Annotated in this window: 13 protein-coding genes; 4 read left to right on the forward strand and 9 right to left on the reverse strand. The window is 56.1% G+C overall.

All coding sequences use genetic code 11. From position 1 onward, the window contains the following. Window positions 1-23: 23 nt before the first annotated feature. The 9 genes from BM040_RS05885 to BM040_RS05925 form a co-directional block, all read right to left on the reverse strand. Window positions 24-1,127: a CgeB family protein gene (locus BM040_RS05885; RefSeq protein ID WP_092099588.1), complete on the reverse strand. Its 1,104-nt coding sequence runs from the start codon at window positions 1,125-1,127 to the stop codon at window positions 24-26. After that, window positions 1,124-2,230 carry a CgeB family protein gene (locus tag BM040_RS05890; protein ID WP_092099589.1) on the reverse strand — a complete coding sequence of 369 codons (1,107 nt, stop codon included), beginning with the start codon at window positions 2,228-2,230 and terminating at the stop codon, window positions 1,124-1,126. The genes BM040_RS05885 and BM040_RS05890 overlap by 4 nt, the downstream gene beginning before the upstream one ends. Further along, window positions 2,220-3,362: a CgeB family protein gene (locus BM040_RS05895; protein ID WP_092099590.1), complete on the reverse strand. Its 1,143-nt coding sequence runs from the start codon at window positions 3,360-3,362 to the stop codon at window positions 2,220-2,222. Before BM040_RS05895 ends, BM040_RS05890 begins: the two co-directional genes overlap by 11 nt. 206 nt (window positions 3,363-3,568) lie before the next feature. Then, a complete protein-coding gene (locus BM040_RS05900) occupies window positions 3,569-4,669 on the reverse strand; it encodes a glycosyltransferase (RefSeq protein WP_245756117.1) in 1,101 nt (366 codons plus the stop codon). Between the two features lie 4 nt (window positions 4,670-4,673). Further along, entirely contained in the window at window positions 4,674-5,723 is a 1,050-nt protein-coding gene (locus BM040_RS05905; protein WP_092099592.1) for a Gfo/Idh/MocA family protein, read from the reverse strand. 2 nt (window positions 5,724-5,725) lie between these two features. Then, window positions 5,726-6,739, reverse strand: coding sequence for an MDR/zinc-dependent alcohol dehydrogenase-like family protein (locus tag BM040_RS05910; RefSeq protein WP_217646712.1), 1,014 nt, complete (start codon window positions 6,737-6,739; stop codon window positions 5,726-5,728). Window position 6,740: 1 nt separating this feature from the next. Then, a complete protein-coding gene (locus tag BM040_RS05915) occupies window positions 6,741-8,804 on the reverse strand; it encodes an SDR family NAD(P)-dependent oxidoreductase (protein ID WP_092099593.1) in 2,064 nt (687 codons plus the stop codon). A gap of 40 nt (window positions 8,805-8,844) precedes the next feature. Then, on the reverse strand, window positions 8,845-9,963 hold the full coding sequence (locus BM040_RS05920; RefSeq protein WP_092099594.1) for an NAD-dependent epimerase/dehydratase family protein: 1,119 nt from the start codon (window positions 9,961-9,963) through the stop codon (window positions 8,845-8,847). 76 nt (window positions 9,964-10,039) lie between these two features. Next, entirely contained in the window at window positions 10,040-10,744 is a 705-nt protein-coding gene (locus tag BM040_RS05925) for an SDR family oxidoreductase (RefSeq protein ID WP_175490991.1), read from the reverse strand. Window positions 10,745-11,018: 274 nt separating this feature from the next. On the opposite strand from BM040_RS05925, the gene BM040_RS05930 reads away from it, so the two are divergent. The 4 genes from BM040_RS05930 to BM040_RS05945 all read left to right on the forward strand — a co-directional run bounded on the left by BM040_RS05930 (window position 11,019) and on the right by BM040_RS05945 (window position 16,853). Continuing rightward, window positions 11,019-11,618, forward strand: coding sequence for a GNAT family N-acetyltransferase (locus BM040_RS05930; protein ID WP_092099596.1), 600 nt, complete (start codon window positions 11,019-11,021; stop codon window positions 11,616-11,618). 54 nt (window positions 11,619-11,672) lie between these two features. Beyond that, a complete protein-coding gene (locus BM040_RS05935) occupies window positions 11,673-12,251 on the forward strand; it encodes a histidine phosphatase family protein (protein ID WP_092099597.1) in 579 nt (192 codons plus the stop codon). Window positions 12,252-12,473: 222 nt separating this feature from the next. After that, window positions 12,474-15,455 carry a SusC/RagA family TonB-linked outer membrane protein gene (locus tag BM040_RS05940; RefSeq protein ID WP_092099598.1) on the forward strand — a complete coding sequence of 994 codons (2,982 nt, stop codon included), beginning with the start codon at window positions 12,474-12,476 and terminating at the stop codon, window positions 15,453-15,455. A gap of 18 nt (window positions 15,456-15,473) precedes the next feature. Further along, the gene (locus BM040_RS05945; protein WP_092099599.1) at window positions 15,474-16,853 is read left to right on the forward strand and encodes a RagB/SusD family nutrient uptake outer membrane protein; all 1,380 of its coding nucleotides are present in this window, start codon (window positions 15,474-15,476) and stop codon (window positions 16,851-16,853) included. Window positions 16,854-16,912: the final 59 nt, after the last annotated feature.

The raw sequence follows: 16,912 nt of genomic DNA on the forward strand, positions 1-16,912 counted from the left end.
TTTATCAGTGCTATAAGCGGCATTTATACTTCCTGCCCTACTTCCGCATTCGCGAAAGGATTCTCCAGGGTCATCAGTTCCTCGGCATAACTGATTAGCTCCTTGGCGCGGTGGGCGGCCGTGTGGTGCGCCAGCACTTTCTTACGGGCCCGCTCCCCAATCAGCTTGCGCTCTGACTTGCAGATCTCGCGCAGGTAGCGGAGCGTGTCCTTGGCGTCGTTGGAGATCAGAATCTCTTCATCGGGTTTAAAGATGGTATCCAGCCCCTCCCAGTAGTCGGAGATTATCGGGGTAGCGCAGGCCGCTGCCTCAAAAAGGCGCACACTCGGCGAGTACCCTGCTTTCACCATGTCGGCCCGGGTGATGTTGAGTGTAAAGCGCTGGCTGTTGTAAAAGTTGCGGTGGGCGGAAGGTGGCAGGTGCTGGATGTGCTCTACATTCTTCGGCCATTTTATACTCGCCGGGTACTGTGGTCCGGCCACCACAAAGCGCCCGAGCGGCCACTGGCGGGCAGTCTCCAGCATCAGCTTGTCGAGCGGCGGCTGGCGGTCGTCGGAGTAGGTGCCCAGGTAGCCCATGTCCCACTTGCTCTCCAACAGCTCTGGATAGTATAGCTTTGGATCGATAGAGCAGTAGAGCGGCCTGGCCATAGGCGAGCCATACTTTTGCTCCAGCACATCCAGGGTAGGCCCTCCTGTAAAGGATAAGTATAAATCATACTTGGGGATGAGGTTTGGGTGCAGGTACTCGTAATCGCCGCGATCCAGTTTAGCTAGTGTTACCGGTGTGTCGATGTCATAAAAAGCCTTAATACCGCGGGCCGTCTTGATGACCCACTCCCCTACCGGCACCCCTTCCGGCACATACGATCCGACGATTACCATGTCAGCTTCGCGCACTTCCTCGGCAAAACCGCTCTTCAGCTCTTCCAGGGAGCTATAAAGCTCGGTGCGGCAGAACTCCGGGTTGGGTAAATCGCGGTTTCCGGCATACCAAGGAACATCCCGCTCCAGAAAAGTAACCTGATGGCCCTGCTTGTTTAGCTCTCTTACCAGACCTCTGAACGTGGTGGCATGGCCGTTGCCCCAGCTGGAGGTGATGGATAAGCCAAGAATTACGATATTCATGCTAATGCTTTATTTTTAAATGTAACTTTCGCGTACAGCAGTTTTTCCAGTTGCTCTGCACGATGCTGATAGGTGTGCGCAGCCAGTACTTTCTTATACGCAGCTTCTCCGATTGCTTTTGCTTTTTCTTTAGATAATTCTGCTATTATCTTAGCCACGTCGGCTCCGTTGCGGGCCACGAGTATTTCTTTTCCGGGTTCGAAGAAAAACTCAATACCCTCCCAGTAGTCAGTGATAATGCAGGCACCTGCCCCCGCCGCCTCAAAAACGCGTGTGGCCGGCGAGAACCCGTAGCGGGCCATACTTTCGCGGCTGATGTTTAGCACGGCCATGGGCGTGCAATTAAAGGCATTGTGGTCGTTGGTGTATACGTGGCCTGTGTAATGCACGTTATCCGTCATCTGCTTGTCTCCCCAGCCGCTGCCGCCGATAATGAATTTCTTGTTCAGCTCCAGGGCTGCCGGCTTTAGGAAGAACTCGTCCACACGGGCCTCGCGGTCGGGCAGGCGGTTGCCCAGAAAGGCCAAATCGCAGGCAAAGCGCGGGTCGGGGTCCACGGGGAAGTGCGTGGCCGTATCCAGGGCGTTGTAAACAGGCACGCATTTTTTTGCGCCCAGCGCCTCGTAGGCATTCACCACGGGGTCGCCCCCACCATAGGTAAGCACCATGTCGTAGCGCGGTATCAGCGGCAGGAACGGGTCGCTTGGGTTGTTATGCACACGGTCTAAGGTAGCTGGTGCGTCCACATCCCAGAACACCACCAACCGGTCGTCGGTCTGCAGCTTGAGCACTTCGCGCTCCAGCAGCTCGTCGAACACGCCCACACCGCTGGCTTTCACCACCATATCGGCATGCTGGGCGTCCTCCAGGCACTCGTAAACGCACTCCTCCGTGGCTTTGTACACCACTACTTTGGCCCACTCCGGGTCGTCCATGTCGCGGTTCTGCTGGCGATCGTAAGCGTCCGGCTCGTAGAAGGTAACCTTATGGCCACGCTCGCTCAGCGCCCGGATAATGCCCCTGTAGTAGGTAGCCGCGCCGTTCCAATAGGCAGACACCAGGCTGGAGCCGAAAAATGCTATTTTGAGTTTGTTATTGTTCATGTAAAACTTGCGCTTTGGGGGTGAGATAGATATTTGATTCGGCTATGCCCAGCTCCTCGCATACTTTCTCCAGCTCGTTTACACGGTGGGCACACGTATGGCGTTTGCGGATAGTTTCCAGGCCACGTGCGGCCAAGGCATTTGCTTTTTCAGGGTTACGAAGTATGGCTTGCAGGTGCTGCTTCATCTCCTCACCGTTTCGAGCTACCAGAAAATCCTGTCCGGGCGTGAACAGCCCCTCGGCATCGTCCCAGGGCGAGGAGATAAGCGGAATGCCGCAAGCCATGGCCTCGAAGGGGCGGATGGTCGGGATGCCTGGCAGCGCCTCCACGTAGGGCCGGCGCGGTACGTGCACGGTTACCTTATACTTGGCAAATTCTTCCGCCGCTTTGTAGTTCGGCAACCAGCCACCATATGTTATACCGGCATCCGCCAGGGCTTTGCGGGCATGCTCCGGGTAGCGCACGCCGTAGATTTTGGCTTTCAGCCCCAGCTCCTTCACCGGGTTTATCAGGAACTCGTGCAGCTCGGCGGTACGCTCCTCATCGCCCCAGTTGCCAATCCAGATTAGGTCGCCTTCATACGCCTTTTGTTCGCGTGGGTAAAAAACCGAGGTATCGGCGGCCTCATGCCAGGTCCAGGCTTTCCGGGTCCAGCTTTCCTGCAAGTATAAATCGCGTATTTTCTGCCCAAAGGCCAGCACACCGTCGTAATGGCGCAAATCATACTTTGCCATACTTTCGCGCTCAGTCACGGCGCGGTGGTGGGTGTCGTGGAAGAGCAGTTTATACTTGCCGCCGTTGGCGCGGTGCTCCCCGATGCGTTTTACCAGCTCGTGCTCGTTCCACTCATGCACCAGCACCAGGTCGGCTTCAGATAGCACTTCATCCAGGTTTATACTTTCCAACCTATAAAAGTTGGTGCTGAGGCCAGGGTAGTAAGCCTGCAGCTCGTCGAGCTTCTCCTTTCCGTAACCTTCTACCAGATTTTGCAGGCTCCAACCGTTCTCCGGCTCATATACCTGCACCCGATGCCCCCGCCCCTCCAGCTCCCGCACAATGCCACGCAGGAAATGCGCGTTGCCATGGTTCCAGTCAGAAAGTATAGAGTGGTAGAAAAGGACTATATGCATTTCGTTTTTGTAAGTTCGTTTTTGGATTTCAGGTATTTGAATGAGAAACTGAGTGAAAAAGTACGTCTTTCAGTGCTGTCATCTTGTAACGGTCTTAGTGGCCAGGTCTCAAAGCAGTCGCTACGGGCTAACAAGACCCTTTCAGGATGACATGGAAAAAGGTCGACGTAAAAAATTCACGTATTCCCTCAATCACTCATTTAGAATTATACTGTTACTGTTTGCTTGAGCAGCTGGCGGTACACATGGTCGTAATCCTGGCCCATAGGGTCGGCGGTGTAACCATGGGAGCGCTTCACGGCGCGACAGGCCATGATGTTGCGGCCAAACTCGTCTTCGATCAGGTTCTTGATCGTGTCGCGCAGCTCGTCGGCATCGTTCGGGTTCACATACTTGGCCGCGTTGCCCCATACTTCTGCCAAGCTGTCGGTTTTGCCCACTACCAGCGCGCAACCCGACATGGCCGCCTCCAGGATAGTCAGCCCGAAAGGCTCATACTTGGCAGGCAAGGTATAAATCGATGCTCTGGATAGCCAGTCCGACACTTCTTTCTCAGTCAGTTGGCCCAGGAAATGCACGTTCTCCAGCTCTACCTCTTTTCCGGTAGCCGGATGGCGCGCGTCACCTGCAATGTATACCGGCCAGGGCAGGTCGGAGGCGATGTGCGCGAGCATGGAGATGTTTTTGGCTTCATCCCACACGCGGCCCATGCTAAACACGAAGGGCTCTTTTCTACCAAACTGGAAGCTGTGCTGTCCGCGGCCGTTGTACACTACCGTGCTGTTTTGAAAAGGTCCGTACAAAGCCTCCGCCTGGTGCAGCATGGCCTGTGTTGGCGCCACCACCATCGTTGCATTTTGAAGGCCTTTGGTCACCATTTCCTTGTACTTTTCCCAGGCTTTCGGCGCCTCCTCGTCCTTCACGGCTCTCCACCACGACAGTACACAAGAGTGCACCACCACGACTGTAGGCACGCCAAAATTAAGGGCGCCATGCACCAGCCCGTTCAGGTGTACCAGGTCTGGCTGTACCTCCTCTTTGAGTTTGAGCAGCCACTGGCCCGCCTGATCCACGTCCTGCCAGGGATCATCCATCCACTCCAGTTTATAGTGGCTTTCGTAGAGGGTCATGTTGTCGATGTCCTCCACCTGCTGGCGCTGCTCCTCGGTGAGCGGTGCGCCCATGGTAGCCAGGGCCACGTGTGTTTTAAAAGGAGCCAAAGCCCTAATCAGCTCCAGCGCATAGGTCCAGACACCACCTACGGTGTCCGCCGTCATCAAAATCTTTGCAGGATGTTGTGCCTCCATACTCCTATCTTCCGTAAATTTTATCTAATACTTCTGCTACTTTTACATACTCTTCGGCTTCCTCGCTAAAGCCTTCGCCCTTGGCTACTCGCGCTGCCCAGGCCACGCCGGCACGGCCCATCCACTCGTCAGGCGGGGCGCAGAGTTGCTCGGTCTTGGTACCGTGGTATCGCTCGGCCACAAAGTCGTAGAAGGAGCCTTTCACGTTTTTAAACGCCACGCCCCCGTTTGTGCCGTAAAAAGTGGCGCTGATAATGGCCTCCTGACCGGCCGGCAGGTTCCAGGAGCAGCTCAGCTGCAGGAGCGTGTTGCCCTCCAGTTCGATGTGCGCGGCGGCATAGTCCTCTACTTTGCCTTCTGCCATACTTATCGGTTTGCCTTTGGCGTAGAGGTGACTCTGCACCTGCTTTACCTCCGGGAAATTCATGCTCCACAGGGCCAGATCCACCAGGTGCACACCCAGGTCTATCACGCAGCCGCCACCCGAAAGCTTTGGCTCATAGAACCAGGCCTTGTCGGGGCCATAGGCGTTGTGGAACACCAGCTCGATGGCATAAATCTGGCCCAACTCGCCACTCTGCACCACCTTGTAAACTTCCTGCATGGCCTTGGTATGGCGATAGGATAAGTCTACCCCTAGGAGTTTGTTCTGCGATCGCGCAGCCTCTACCACGCGCTTGGTCTCCTCCACGTTGCGCCCCAGCGGCTTCTGGCAGAACACATGCTTGCCTGCCTTCAGGGCTAGGGTACTTTGCTCGGCATGAAAGGCGCTTGGCGTGGCGATAACGACTCCGTTCACCTCAGGCTGCTGCAGCATGGCCTCCAGCGAGGACACCTGCTTTGCCCCAGGCTCACTTTTCAGTGCCTCTTCAGCATTTTGGGGTGCTGTATCGGCGATATAGGCTACCTCTCCGGCTTTATACTTTGAGATTGCTTCCATCCGGTTACGCCCGATCCAGCCAACGCCCAGGAAACCGAGCCTTGGTGGTTGACCAGAGGTAGTAGAAGAAGATGCTGAAGGGGCTTCCGCCTTGTCAAGTATAGTTTCCGTCATGTTCAGTAGGTTATAAGGGCTTTCACAAAACCGTCGGGGCGGCTTGTGAGGTGTTCGAATGCTTTTGCAATTTCTTGTAACGTATAGGTGTGAGTGTAGAGCTTTTCCGGGTTCATCCGGCCCGACTCCACAGCCGCTACAGCTTCTCTTATGCCTTTGATGTACTCTTTCGGGTCGCGCTCGTGGGCATTGATCACGTCCAGGCCGCGCCAGTTCCAGAGCTGGATGTTCACCTGCCGCATGCCGTCCTGATGGAAACCGGCGATCACCAGCTTGCCGCGCTCGGCAGTAAGCTCACCGGCCAGGTTCAGCGGCCACTCCTTTCCGGTGCACTCTATTACGCGTTCGCAGAAGTTTCCGTTTGTTAGTTCCTTTACTTTTTCTATAATTTTATAGTGATCATCCATTTTAATTACCTCGTCTGCGCCACATGCCTTTGCAACTTCCAAAGAGAACTCCCGCTGCGACACGGCAATAACCCGAGCCCCGGCATCCTTGGCCAGTTGAATCAGGAGCGCTCCCAGGAAACCGATGCCCAGGATGGCCACCGTCTGCCCGGCCTGCAGGTCGCTGCGGCGGAAGATGTTCATGGAGCAGCCCAGCGGCTCGCCGGGGAAGGGTTTACCCTGCAAAGAATCGGGCAGTTTCACCACCTTATCGGCATCGGCCACATCGTACTCGGCATAGGCGTTGTAAGACAAAGCGGCCACGCGATCACCGGGCTGCACCTGGTCTACCCCTTCCCCTACGGCGTCTACCACACCCCAACCCTCGTGGCCCGGGTTGCCGGCCGCTACCGGGTAGCTGAACCACTCGCGCCCCTCCCACACCGGGATGTTGGAGGCACAAAGGCCGCAGCCCTGCAGCCGGATGCGCACCTGCCCGGCTTTTGGCTCGGGCAGGGCGGTTTCCTCTAATTTTATACTTTGTGGCGCTGCCAGCACGGCGGCTTTCATGGTGGTGGCGTGGGTGCTGGCCACTGCTGGGTTATGTGTTGTAAGCGTTTCTTGCATCATGTTAAGCTACTGCGGCTTTGTTTACCGGTTCTTCTTCTTTTTCCAAGAGGGAGGAAAGCGCAATCGGTACTTTGAGGCCGCGGTGCTCGCACAGCCACTGGTAAAGCCTGGCCACCCCTTCCTGCACGTCATGCTTCGGATACCAACCCGTGGCCTCCCTGAACTTGCGGATGTCGGATACATAATAGTGCTGGTCGCCCGGACGCCAGGCGCCGAACTGAAGCGGGACTTTCGCTCCCCGAAACTTGCCGATGGTTTTGAGCAGCTCCAGCAAACTCACGGTGTTCGCAGGTCCTCCGCCAATGTTAAAGGCCTGCCCTTTTATACTATCCATGTGCTCCTGCGCCAGCAGGAAGGCATCCACCAGATCCTCCACGAACAGGATATCCCGCACCTGCTTGCCGTCACCGTAGATGTTGACCGGCTCGCCCTCGATGGCCTTAATGGCGAAGTGCGCCACCCAGCCCTGGTCTTCGTTGCCGTACTGGTGCGGGCCGTAGATGCAGCTCATCCGGAACACCGTCATCGGCAGGTTGTAGGTGCGGGCGTAGTCTATCACGTACTGGTCAGCGGCACCCTTCGAGCAGCCGTAGGGGCTGTGGAAATCGAGGTGGCGCTTTTCGGAAATGCCATGCTGCTTGGTGCCGGCATCGGCCGGGTAGTAGCGCGAGCCGTTGGAGACAAACTCCATGTCCTCCAGCCCTCCGTATACTTTGTTTGTGGAGGTAAACACCAGCGGTGGCGGGTTTTTCTGTTGCCGGATCGCCTCCAGCACGTTAATGATACCGCGCGCGTTTATCTCAAAATCGTTGATAGGAAAATCCAGGGAAGTGGTAACGGCCACCTGGGCTGCAAAGTGAAAGACCTGCTCGGCACGCTTCATGACGTGGCGCACGGACTGCAGATCGCGGATATCGCCCACGTATACTTCCAGCCTGTCGCCATAGGTGTCGTGGAGCCAACGCAGGTTCTCCTCCACCCCGTCGCGGCTAAGGTTATCGAACACCAGCACGCGCTTTCCTTGCTCCAGCAATCGCTTGGCCAGGTTCGTGCCTACAAAGCCGGCCCCACCCGTGATAAGGATGTAGGGTTCGGTGTTATCATCCAGGGTGCGCTTCAGGTAGTGGAGCTCGCTAAGCTTCTCGATGCCGTGGCGCGCCCAGAGGCGGTAGAGCAATTTGCTGCTTCCGTCCTCGCGTTTTAACCCAAAATAGTACTCCCGCTCGTCCAGGTGAAAACCGCCAACAGTGGGCAGCTCCAGGCTCAGGTCTTTTACAGCGTACCAGTAGATGCGGGCGACATCGGCTTTTAGCACCTCTTTAAACTCCTGCAGCTGCTTAAACTCATCATGCTGCCAGGTAGAGAACCCGGCCTCTGTAATCCAGAGCTCGGCTTTGCAGTTGTTGCGCTCCATTACCTCGCGCACGGCCTGTATCTTGTCCTCCCAGCCGTCCCATAGCTGGTCGAACACATAAGGGAACCCATGGACACCCACTGCATCGATGTATTGCATCACGCCATGGTCGTACATGGTCTGCAGCCAGTTCGGGTCTATCGGGCTCATGCCGCCGAGCAGGGTTTTCTTGCCCAGTTGCTTGCACCAGTAGGCAGCGCCTCCTACCATCTCGGCAAACTTGTTCCAGCCGTAGTCGTGGGTAAAATCATACTCTGTGATGTTGTTCGGCTCGTTCCAGAGCTCCACCCACTCAAAGTGCTCCCCATGCCTGGCGATAAACACATCCAGAAAATCGGCATACGCTTTCTTGTCCCTGGGTGGGGAGGAGGTGCGGGGTTTCTCGCCTATACTTGGCGGGGTATACAGAAAGCAGGGAAGTATACGTACCTCCCTGGCCAGCGTCGGGATGAGCCAATCGTACCATTCCTGCCCTTCGGGAGTATAGTAGTCGGCCCACGAAACGCCAGTGCGCAGCTCTGTTACCCCTAGTTCCCTCAGGCTTGCCAGGGTTTCTTTTACATGCTCATACTCACCGGGTCTGAACCACTCCACCAGGCCCACCACGGGGAGCGTTGGCTTGCTGTTCAAAGTCTTGTCGTCTATTTTCATACTGATTTGAATCCTTTAATTGATGTACACGAACGGGTGATTAAACGGTGAGGCCGCGGGAAGCCAATTCGGCGCTTGCCTCGCTGACGCGGTCATAGGCGATCTGGCCCTCAAGCCAGCCAGCCAGCTCTTCCAGGCCGGCGTTAAACTCCACCTGCGGGTAAAAGCCCAGCACTTCCTTGGCCAGCGAGATATCGGCGTAGCAGTGGCGGATATCCCCCACCCTATACTTGCCCGTTATCTCCGGAAGGAGGCCTGACTTGCCCATCACCGCCGCCAGGCGCTCCCCAATCTCGCGGATGGTGTAGTTGTTGCCGCTGCCCACGTTAAACACGCGCCCGTTCGCCTCCTCCTTCTCCATGGCCAGACGACATGCCAATGCCACATCACGCACATGCACAAAGTCCCGCTGCTGGTAGCCATCCTCGAAAATCATCGGAGAGTTATTGTTCAGCAGGCGCGAAGCGAAAATGGCCAGTACCCCGGTATAAGGGTTGGAAAGTGCCTGCCGGGTACCGTACACGTTAAAGAAGCGCATCGCTACGGTTGGGATGTTGTAGGCACGACCCACCATCAGGCAGAGGCGCTCCTGGTCATACTTAGAGAGGGCGTACACCGAGGATAAGCTAGGGGCTTTCGACTCCGGGGTGGGTACCGGCTGCAGCTGCTCGCCTTGTGCATTGTAGAGTTCCCAATCGGCTGCTTTCAGCTGCTCCAGTGGCCGCTCCTGCACAGTGGACAGTTCACCTGCGGCGGTTTTGTAGAGCCCCTCCCCGTAGATGCTCATGCTGCTGGCCACCACCAGCTTCTTCACAGGCTTCTTGATCAGTGCCTCCAGCAACACCGTAGTGCCAATGTTATTCACATCGGTATACTCGCGCAGCTCGTACATGCTCTGCCCTACCCCTACCATCGCTGCAAAGTGGAACACGTAGTCCACCCCCTCCAGCGCGCGCGCCACATCCTCCGGGTTGCGTACATCCCCAATCAGCAGCTCCACATCTTCATGCAGATACGCCGGCCGCTGGCAGTCTTTGCCATGTACCTGCTCGCTCAAATTGTCCAATGCTCTTACGGCATACCCCTGCTGCAGCAGTTCATCGGCCAGGTGAGAACCGATAAAGCCGGCGCCGCCGGTAATCAATACCTTGTCTTTCATAGTATTAAGTTTACTTTCTGTTTAGTTTGTACTTTTATTTCGGGTGCTGATATGGTTAGATAGGCTCTGACCGGTGTTAAAATACCTGCGCCGTGGGCCTAAGGGTGATGTTGTTGATGGATACTCCCGGTGGCTGACGTAGGGCATATAAGACGGCATCTGCTACTTCTTCGGGGGTGAGGGCACCATATCCTATACTTTCCACCGTCTGGCTGCCGGATAAGGTGTTTTCGAAAAAGGCAGTGTCGGTCACTCCCGGTGCCACTACCGTAACCCGGATACCGGGCAAGACCTCCTGCCGCAGCGTTTCGGCAACTACCTGCAAGGCAGTTTTGGTCGCAGCATACACGCCTCCGTAAGCGTAGGCCTGTCCTGCCGCTACCGACGACACGATCACTACATCGCCGGTGCCTGCCTCCTGCATGCCCGGTACAAAAGCCCGGATCAGGCGCAGGGTGCCCATCAGGTTGGTGTTGATCACCTGCTGCCACTTTGCCGGGTCTCCCTCCGTAAGCTTCTCGTGCACGCCCAGGCCGGCGCTGCACACAAGTATGTCTGGTGTGCCCAGCTGTTGCTGCACTGCTTCGAAAAGGTTGTCTATGGCTGCGGCATCGGAAACATCACAGGTGAGGCAGATGCTTCCTTGGGGTAGGTTATCGGTCAGGTGCAGATCGGCAATGGCAGTTTGAACTCCGTCTTCAGTGAGCTGCGCGGCAATAGCTTTTCCAATGCCTGATCCTCCTCCACTCACTATCGCTCTCTTACCCTTAAGTTGCTGCACGTCTTCCGTTAATTTTTGTCCTCCTACTAGAAATTTATGTGGGTGCTGAAAATTGTTAGGTAGAACGTAGCAGACGGAAATAGGGTTGTAGATGCTGTCGCAAGGCTATATAAAAACAGCCTAATTGTTGTTTTATTGGGCTTATAGAGGGGTAAGACTTTCGAAACCACAGCATTTTACACCTTTTCCATTGCACTGATAACAGGTGGTAGGCGTCTGTTCGCAATCAAAAAAACTGTTTACTTTGCACTCATCTCCAGCTAATATTTGTCCTATGAACTTTTCCCAAGGCATTCTGCTTCAGAACCAGCGCGTGCTGCTGCGCCGCTACCTGCCCTCAGACTTACCCGAACTGGCTCAGATAGCGTTGGATGAGGATATCTGGCGCTTTATGCCTACCCGTATCAGCAACGAGGCGGAGCTACAGGGTTGGGCCGCCACGGTGGAGCAGGGCTATGCCTCCGGCACCCGCTACACGTTCCTCATCGTGGACAGAGCCACTGGCAAGCTAGCTGGCAGCACCAGTTACGGCAACATATCGCTGCCCGACAAGCGGCTGGAAATTGGCTGGACCTGGCTGAGCAAGGAACACCGTGGCACCGGCCTCAACCGCCATTGTAAGTTCCTGCTGCTGCAGCATGCCTTCGAGGAGCTACGCATGGAGCGGGTAGAACTGAAAACAGATGTGCTGAACCTGCGCTCCCGCCGAGCGATGCTGAAGATTGGCGCCACGGAGGAGGGCACCCTGCGCAGCCATACCCAGATGCACGACGGGCGCCGCCGCGACACCATTTACTATAGTATCCTCCGGTTGGAGTGGCCAGGTATAAAACAGCAGGTATTTGCAGATTTAGCTCCAGCCAACATTTCTTAGAACCAAAGCATCCGCCAAGTGGTATGCAAGGGGTAGGACCAACAGGGCTTACCATTGAACGATACCCCCTACCGCATTTTCCTCATCCGCCACGCCAAGCCCAAGGTGGAACGAAAGGGCTTTTTTAACGCGACGGCTGCCCGAAAGTATATTTCTGACTACGACACGGCCCAGGTAGAAACCTTTGTACTCCAGCACGAGGCGATACCTTATAAGGAGATAAGGAAAGTATACTGCAGCACGCTCGTTCGCTCGCAGCTAACAGCGCGCGCCATTTTTGGGGAGGGTGTGGAACTGCGCATTAACGAGACTTTCCGGGAGTTTGAGCGCCGCATTTTCACGCTGCCGTGGCTGCACCTGCCCATCAAAGTATGGCTGCTGAGCGCCCGCCTGCTCTGGTTTCTGGGCTTCAACAACCGCGACATCGAAACCTTCCGGCAGGCCCGCACCCGCGCCAGAAAAGCCGCCGACCTTCTCGACCAGGACGCCCGCCAGAACCATACCACCGTGCTGGTTGCCCATGGCCTGCTCAACAGCTTTATCCGGCGCGAGTTAAAGCGCCTGGGCTGGCAGGAAAGTATAAAAGGCGGCAGTGACTTCCTCTCTGTAGATATGCTAATCCTTCCTAAGTAAATTTATACTTAGCTACGGGCAACTTCAACCTAGATATATAGTATAATTTACTCACGCAATATAACTATAGTCAAGATAACAGGGCGGCGGCAAGTATAAACCCAGGATGCTCCCAACCGCTACACCATCAACTTGAACCAGGCCTTGGCAGAGCAAGTGGCTTTGCTTTCTCTGATAACGGGAGAGGCCTCGTATTATACTTCTCATTTTAACCCAAATCCTATGAAGAAACATGTACTGCTCCAATTCCTGCTGCTCCTGCTGGTGCTGCCACTTGCCTGGGCACAGACGCAGACGGTATCCGGCAGGGTAACCTCTGCTACCGACGGCGCTGCCCTGCCCGGTGTTACCGTGCTTGAGCGGGGCACCTCAAACGGCGTTACAACCGGCGCCAACGGCGAGTATACACTAACGGTGCAGCCAAATGCCACCCTCGTTTTCAGGTTTATCGGCATGGCCACGCAGGAGATTGCCGTGGAGGGAAGGACGACAATAAACGTAGCCCTCGGCTCTGACCAGCAGCAGCTGGGCGAGGTGGTGGTGGTTGGCTACGGTACCCAGCTAAAGCAAGAGCTGACCGGCAACATCGCACAGGTATCCGGTGAGGAGATCGCCAACATTCCCACGCCCTCGCTGGAGTCGGCGTTGCAGGGCCGGGCAGCCGGCGTGTACATTAACCAGGGCAGCGGCAAATTGGGCCAGGGCATCAATATCCGTATCCGTGGTGCCGCCTCCGTTTCGGCCAGCAACCAGCCGCTCTATGTGGTGGATGGCATACCCGTCACCTCTGCCGACCTGGGTACCTCCAACTTAGAACCCCTGAACCCCATTGCCGACATTAACCCCAATGATATCGCCTCCATAGAGATCCTGAAAGACGCCTCGGCTGCAGCCATTTACGGTTCCAGGGCTTCCAATGGTGTGGTGATCATCACCACCAAGCGGGGCAAGGCCGGCAAGACCAACATCACCTTCAACTACTACACCGGTTTCAGCCGCCCCACCAAGATAAGGGAGTTCCTGAACGCCGAGGAGTATATTGAGCTTTTCTCGGAGGCCATTGAGAACGTGGGCGGCGATCCTGCCACCGTGTTTGCCAGGAACGGGCTGGACATCAACTCCCCCTACGACCAGAACTGGGGCGAGGAGCCATTCAGAACCGGCAGCGTGTCGCAGTATGAGATTGCGCTGAGCGGCGGCAACGAGAAAACGCGCTTCTACATCAACGGCAACTTCAACACCACCGACGGCATCCTGTTAGGAAACGAGTTTGACAGAGCTTCAGGCCGCTTCAACATCGACCACAGCATTAACGACCGGGTACGGATCGGCACCAACGTCTCGCTTATCCGCACGCTAAACCAGCGTGTGTCTGACGACAACGCCTTTTCTAACGTTATTCAGCTCAACGCGCTCCCCCCTATCCAGCCCAAGATTGATCCGGAGACCGGGGAGCTCAACCGCAGGACCTTATACTATAACAACCTGATAGACCAGCGTGACGGCTTTAACGATGCCCTGACCTACCGCACCATCAGCACGGCCTTCCTGGAGGTGGATGTGCTGCGGAACCTGCGCTTCAGAACCGAGCATGGCATCGATTTCCTGAACCTGCAGGAGGAGTTGTACCTGGGCAGGCAAACACAGGATGGCGGCCCTTCCGGCTATGGCTACAACTCGCAGCTGACATCCTCCAACTATAACACTAACAACACGCTGACCTATAACAGCACCTTCGCCGATGCGCACAAACTGGAGGGCCTTTTAGGTATCAGCTACCAGCGCGCCAACACCAGTTCTGCCTCCGTGGAGGGGCGCGGCTTCCCGAGCGACAGATTCCAGAAGATTGCCAGCGCTGCCCGTATCACCAGTGGCTCCTCCTCTGAAACGGGCTATGTGTTTGCCTCTTATTATGCCCGCGCCAACTACGTGTTCCGCGACAGGTACCTGTTCAGCGGCAGCGTGCGTGTGGATGGGTCTTCCAGGTTCGGGTCTGGCAACCGCTTTGGTGCTTTCCCGGCGGCTTCTGCCGGTTGGATCCTGACCCAGGAGCCTTTTCTGGATGGGTCGAACCTGTTTAGCTTCCTGAAGCTGAGGGCCAGCTATGGCCTGACAGGTAACGCTGAAATCAGCAACTTTGCCCCGCTGGCACTCTATAGTGCCGCTGCCTATGAGGAATTGGCCGGCCTGGTGCCTACCAGCCTTCCGAGCGACGACCTGCGTTGGGAGAAGACCAAGCAGTTGGATGTGGGCATCGACTTCGGCTTGTTCAACGACAGGATCACGGGTGAGGTGGATTACTACATTAAGGATACCGAGGACCTCCTGCTGAACCTGCCCATCCCGGGCTACAACGGTTATACTGTTATCACCAAGAACATCGGTAAGCTGGAAAACAAGGGCTTTGAGTTTGTGCTGAACACGCAGAACCTGGTGGGCGCCTTTACGTGGAACACCAACTTTAACATTGCCTTTAACCGCAACAAGGTAACCGACCTGGGCGGCAATACGATTTTCGGCAACTCCAGGGGCTTGGGCCAGATACGCGAGGGAGAGCCGATGGGCGTGTTCTGGGGACCAAAGTATGCCGGTGTGGATCCGCAGAGTGGTGATGCGCTGTACTACATTGAGGCCGGCAGCGATGAGACGACCAGCAACTACAGCCTGGCGCAGGACCAGCGGTTGGGCAATCCGAACCCTAAATTTACCGGTGGCTTCACCAACAACTTCTCCTTCAAGGGCTTCGACCTGAACGTGCTGATGCAGTTCGTTTCCGGAAATGATATCTTCAACATGGCAGGCTTCTTCCAGTCGGTAAACGGCGACTATTTCGATAACCAGACAAAAGACCAGCTTAACCGGTGGCAGCAGCCTGGCGATATCACCGATGTGCCGCAGGCCCGCTACCTAGCCAGCAACGGCGGCGGCAGGTCGTCGCGCTGGATGCAGGATGGCTCCTTCCTAAGGATAAACAACGTGAACCTGGGTTACCGGCTGCCGGCCACCTTCACTGAAAGGATCGGGCTTGAGTCGGCCAGAATCTATGTGCAGGCAACCAACCTGGCCACCTTTACAGACTACGACGGCTATGACCCTGAGGTAAACACCACCTACTTCGGGCGCAGCAACGTGAACCTTGGCCACGACTTCTACACCCCGCCGCTTGCCAAGACAATTACCTTTGGTGTGAGCATTGGTCTGTAACCCTAAACCTGAGAAGACATGAAACTGAGACATAAAATATTTGCCCTACTAGCCATACTTTGCCTCGGCTCCACTGCCTGCGAAGAGTCATTGGACATAGACCCCAAACAGTCAATTGACGCCAGGGATGCCATCACTACAGCCGATGATTTGCAGGGAGCCGTAATCGGGATGTACGCCATACTCGGAGGGGGTGCACTCTATGGCACCAACCTCCTGCTATTGCCCGAACTGCTCGGCGCGGAGGAGAACATAGCCTGGTATGGTACTTTCGTGAGCTACCGCCAGGTGGCCAACAAAACCATGACCTCCGACAATGCCGACGTGCAGCGCACCTGGGTGGCTGGCTATGCGGCTATCAATCAGGCAAACATCATTCTGGACAAGCTTGATGTGGTGAGCGACCCCGCTACCCGCGACAGGATAGAGGGAGAAGCGCTTTTTGTGCGTGGTATCATGCACTTTGAGCTGGTACGGTTGTATGGCAAAGCCTGGAACGATGGCGACCCGAACACCAACCTGGGCGTGCCGATCCGCACCACCGCCGTTACCACCGAGGAGCAGGCCAGGACCTTTGCCCGCCGCAACACCGTGGCCGAAGTATACGCCCAGGCCCAGCAGGATTTGGAGCGCGCCAGGGAACTACTGCCCGAGCTGAACGAGGAGCGTGCCAATACCTACGCTGCCAGCGCCTTTCTGGCCCGTATGCACCTGCAGCGCCAGGATTATGCGGCCGCCCTGCAGGAAGCCAACCGCGTGATTGAGGAGGGGCCGTTTAATTTGAACCCGAGCGTGACTGCCATCTTCCGCAACGATAACACGGCCGAGTCTATCTGGGAGATACAGCAGAACGACCAGAACAACGCCGGTACCGCCAACGACGGCCTCACCACTTTTTATGCCGACCTGGAAGGTATAGGCCGCGGGGACATTGCCGTGCTTTCCTATGACCTCTACGAAGAACAGGACACGCGCCTTACTGAGCTTATTTATGAAGGCTTCCTGTACGGCGACATTCAGTCCGGTAAGTGGACAAACTTTGGGCAGAACATACCCGTGGTGCGGCTCGCCGAGATGTACCTGATCCGGGCAGAGGCTAATTTAAGGCTTGGCTCGGCAGTGGGCGCCACCCCGCTGGAGGACGTGAACCTCATCCGGGCAAGGGCGGGCGCTACGCCGCTGAGTAGCGTTACCTTGGAGGATGTGCTGCTGGAGCGGCGCCTGGAGCTGGCTTTCGAGGGTTTCAGGATACACGATGTGAAACGTAACGAAGAAACCCTGGACGGTGGCAACTACACCATCCCTTGGGATTCACCAGATCTGGTAATGCCTATCCCGAGAAGGGAAATTGATGCCAGCCAGGGCGAGCTGACGCAGAACCCTGGTTACTCCGGATAAAATATTTCAAATAAAAGCGGCTCTTATACTTTTCAGAGCCGCTTTTTTTATTTTTCTTT

It is taken from the genome of Pontibacter chinhatensis (assembly GCF_900113285.1).
GTDB lineage: Bacteria > Bacteroidota > Bacteroidia > Cytophagales > Hymenobacteraceae > Pontibacter > Pontibacter chinhatensis.

What these genes read in the sequence shown, in the direction of transcription:
- BM040_RS05885 (WP_092099588.1), bottom strand. Translation starts at nt 1,127, where the DNA reads ATGAATATCGTAATTCTTGGCTTATCCATCACCTCCAGCTGGGGCAAC.
- BM040_RS05895 (WP_092099590.1), bottom strand. Translation starts at nt 3,362, where the DNA reads ATGCATATAGTCCTTTTCTACCACTCTATACTTTCTGACTGGAACCAT.
- BM040_RS05890 (WP_092099589.1), bottom strand. Translation starts at nt 2,230, where the DNA reads ATGAACAATAACAAACTCAAAATAGCATTTTTCGGCTCCAGCCTGGTG.
- BM040_RS05930 (WP_092099596.1), top strand. Translation starts at nt 11,019, where the DNA reads ATGAACTTTTCCCAAGGCATTCTGCTTCAGAACCAGCGCGTGCTGCTG.
- BM040_RS05915 (WP_092099593.1), bottom strand. Translation starts at nt 8,804, where the DNA reads ATGAAAATAGACGACAAGACTTTGAACAGCAAGCCAACGCTCCCCGTG.
- BM040_RS05910 (WP_217646712.1), bottom strand. Translation starts at nt 6,739, where the DNA reads ATGATGCAAGAAACGCTTACAACACATAACCCAGCAGTGGCCAGCACC.
- BM040_RS05920 (WP_092099594.1), bottom strand. Translation starts at nt 9,963, where the DNA reads ATGAAAGACAAGGTATTGATTACCGGCGGCGCCGGCTTTATCGGTTCT.
- BM040_RS05905 (WP_092099592.1), bottom strand. Translation starts at nt 5,723, where the DNA reads ATGACGGAAACTATACTTGACAAGGCGGAAGCCCCTTCAGCATCTTCT.
- BM040_RS05900 (WP_245756117.1), bottom strand. Translation starts at nt 4,669, where the DNA reads ATGGAGGCACAACATCCTGCAAAGATTTTGATGACGGCGGACACCGTA.
- BM040_RS05945 (WP_092099599.1), top strand. Translation starts at nt 15,474, where the DNA reads ATGAAACTGAGACATAAAATATTTGCCCTACTAGCCATACTTTGCCTC.
- BM040_RS05940 (WP_092099598.1), top strand. Translation starts at nt 12,474, where the DNA reads ATGAAGAAACATGTACTGCTCCAATTCCTGCTGCTCCTGCTGGTGCTG.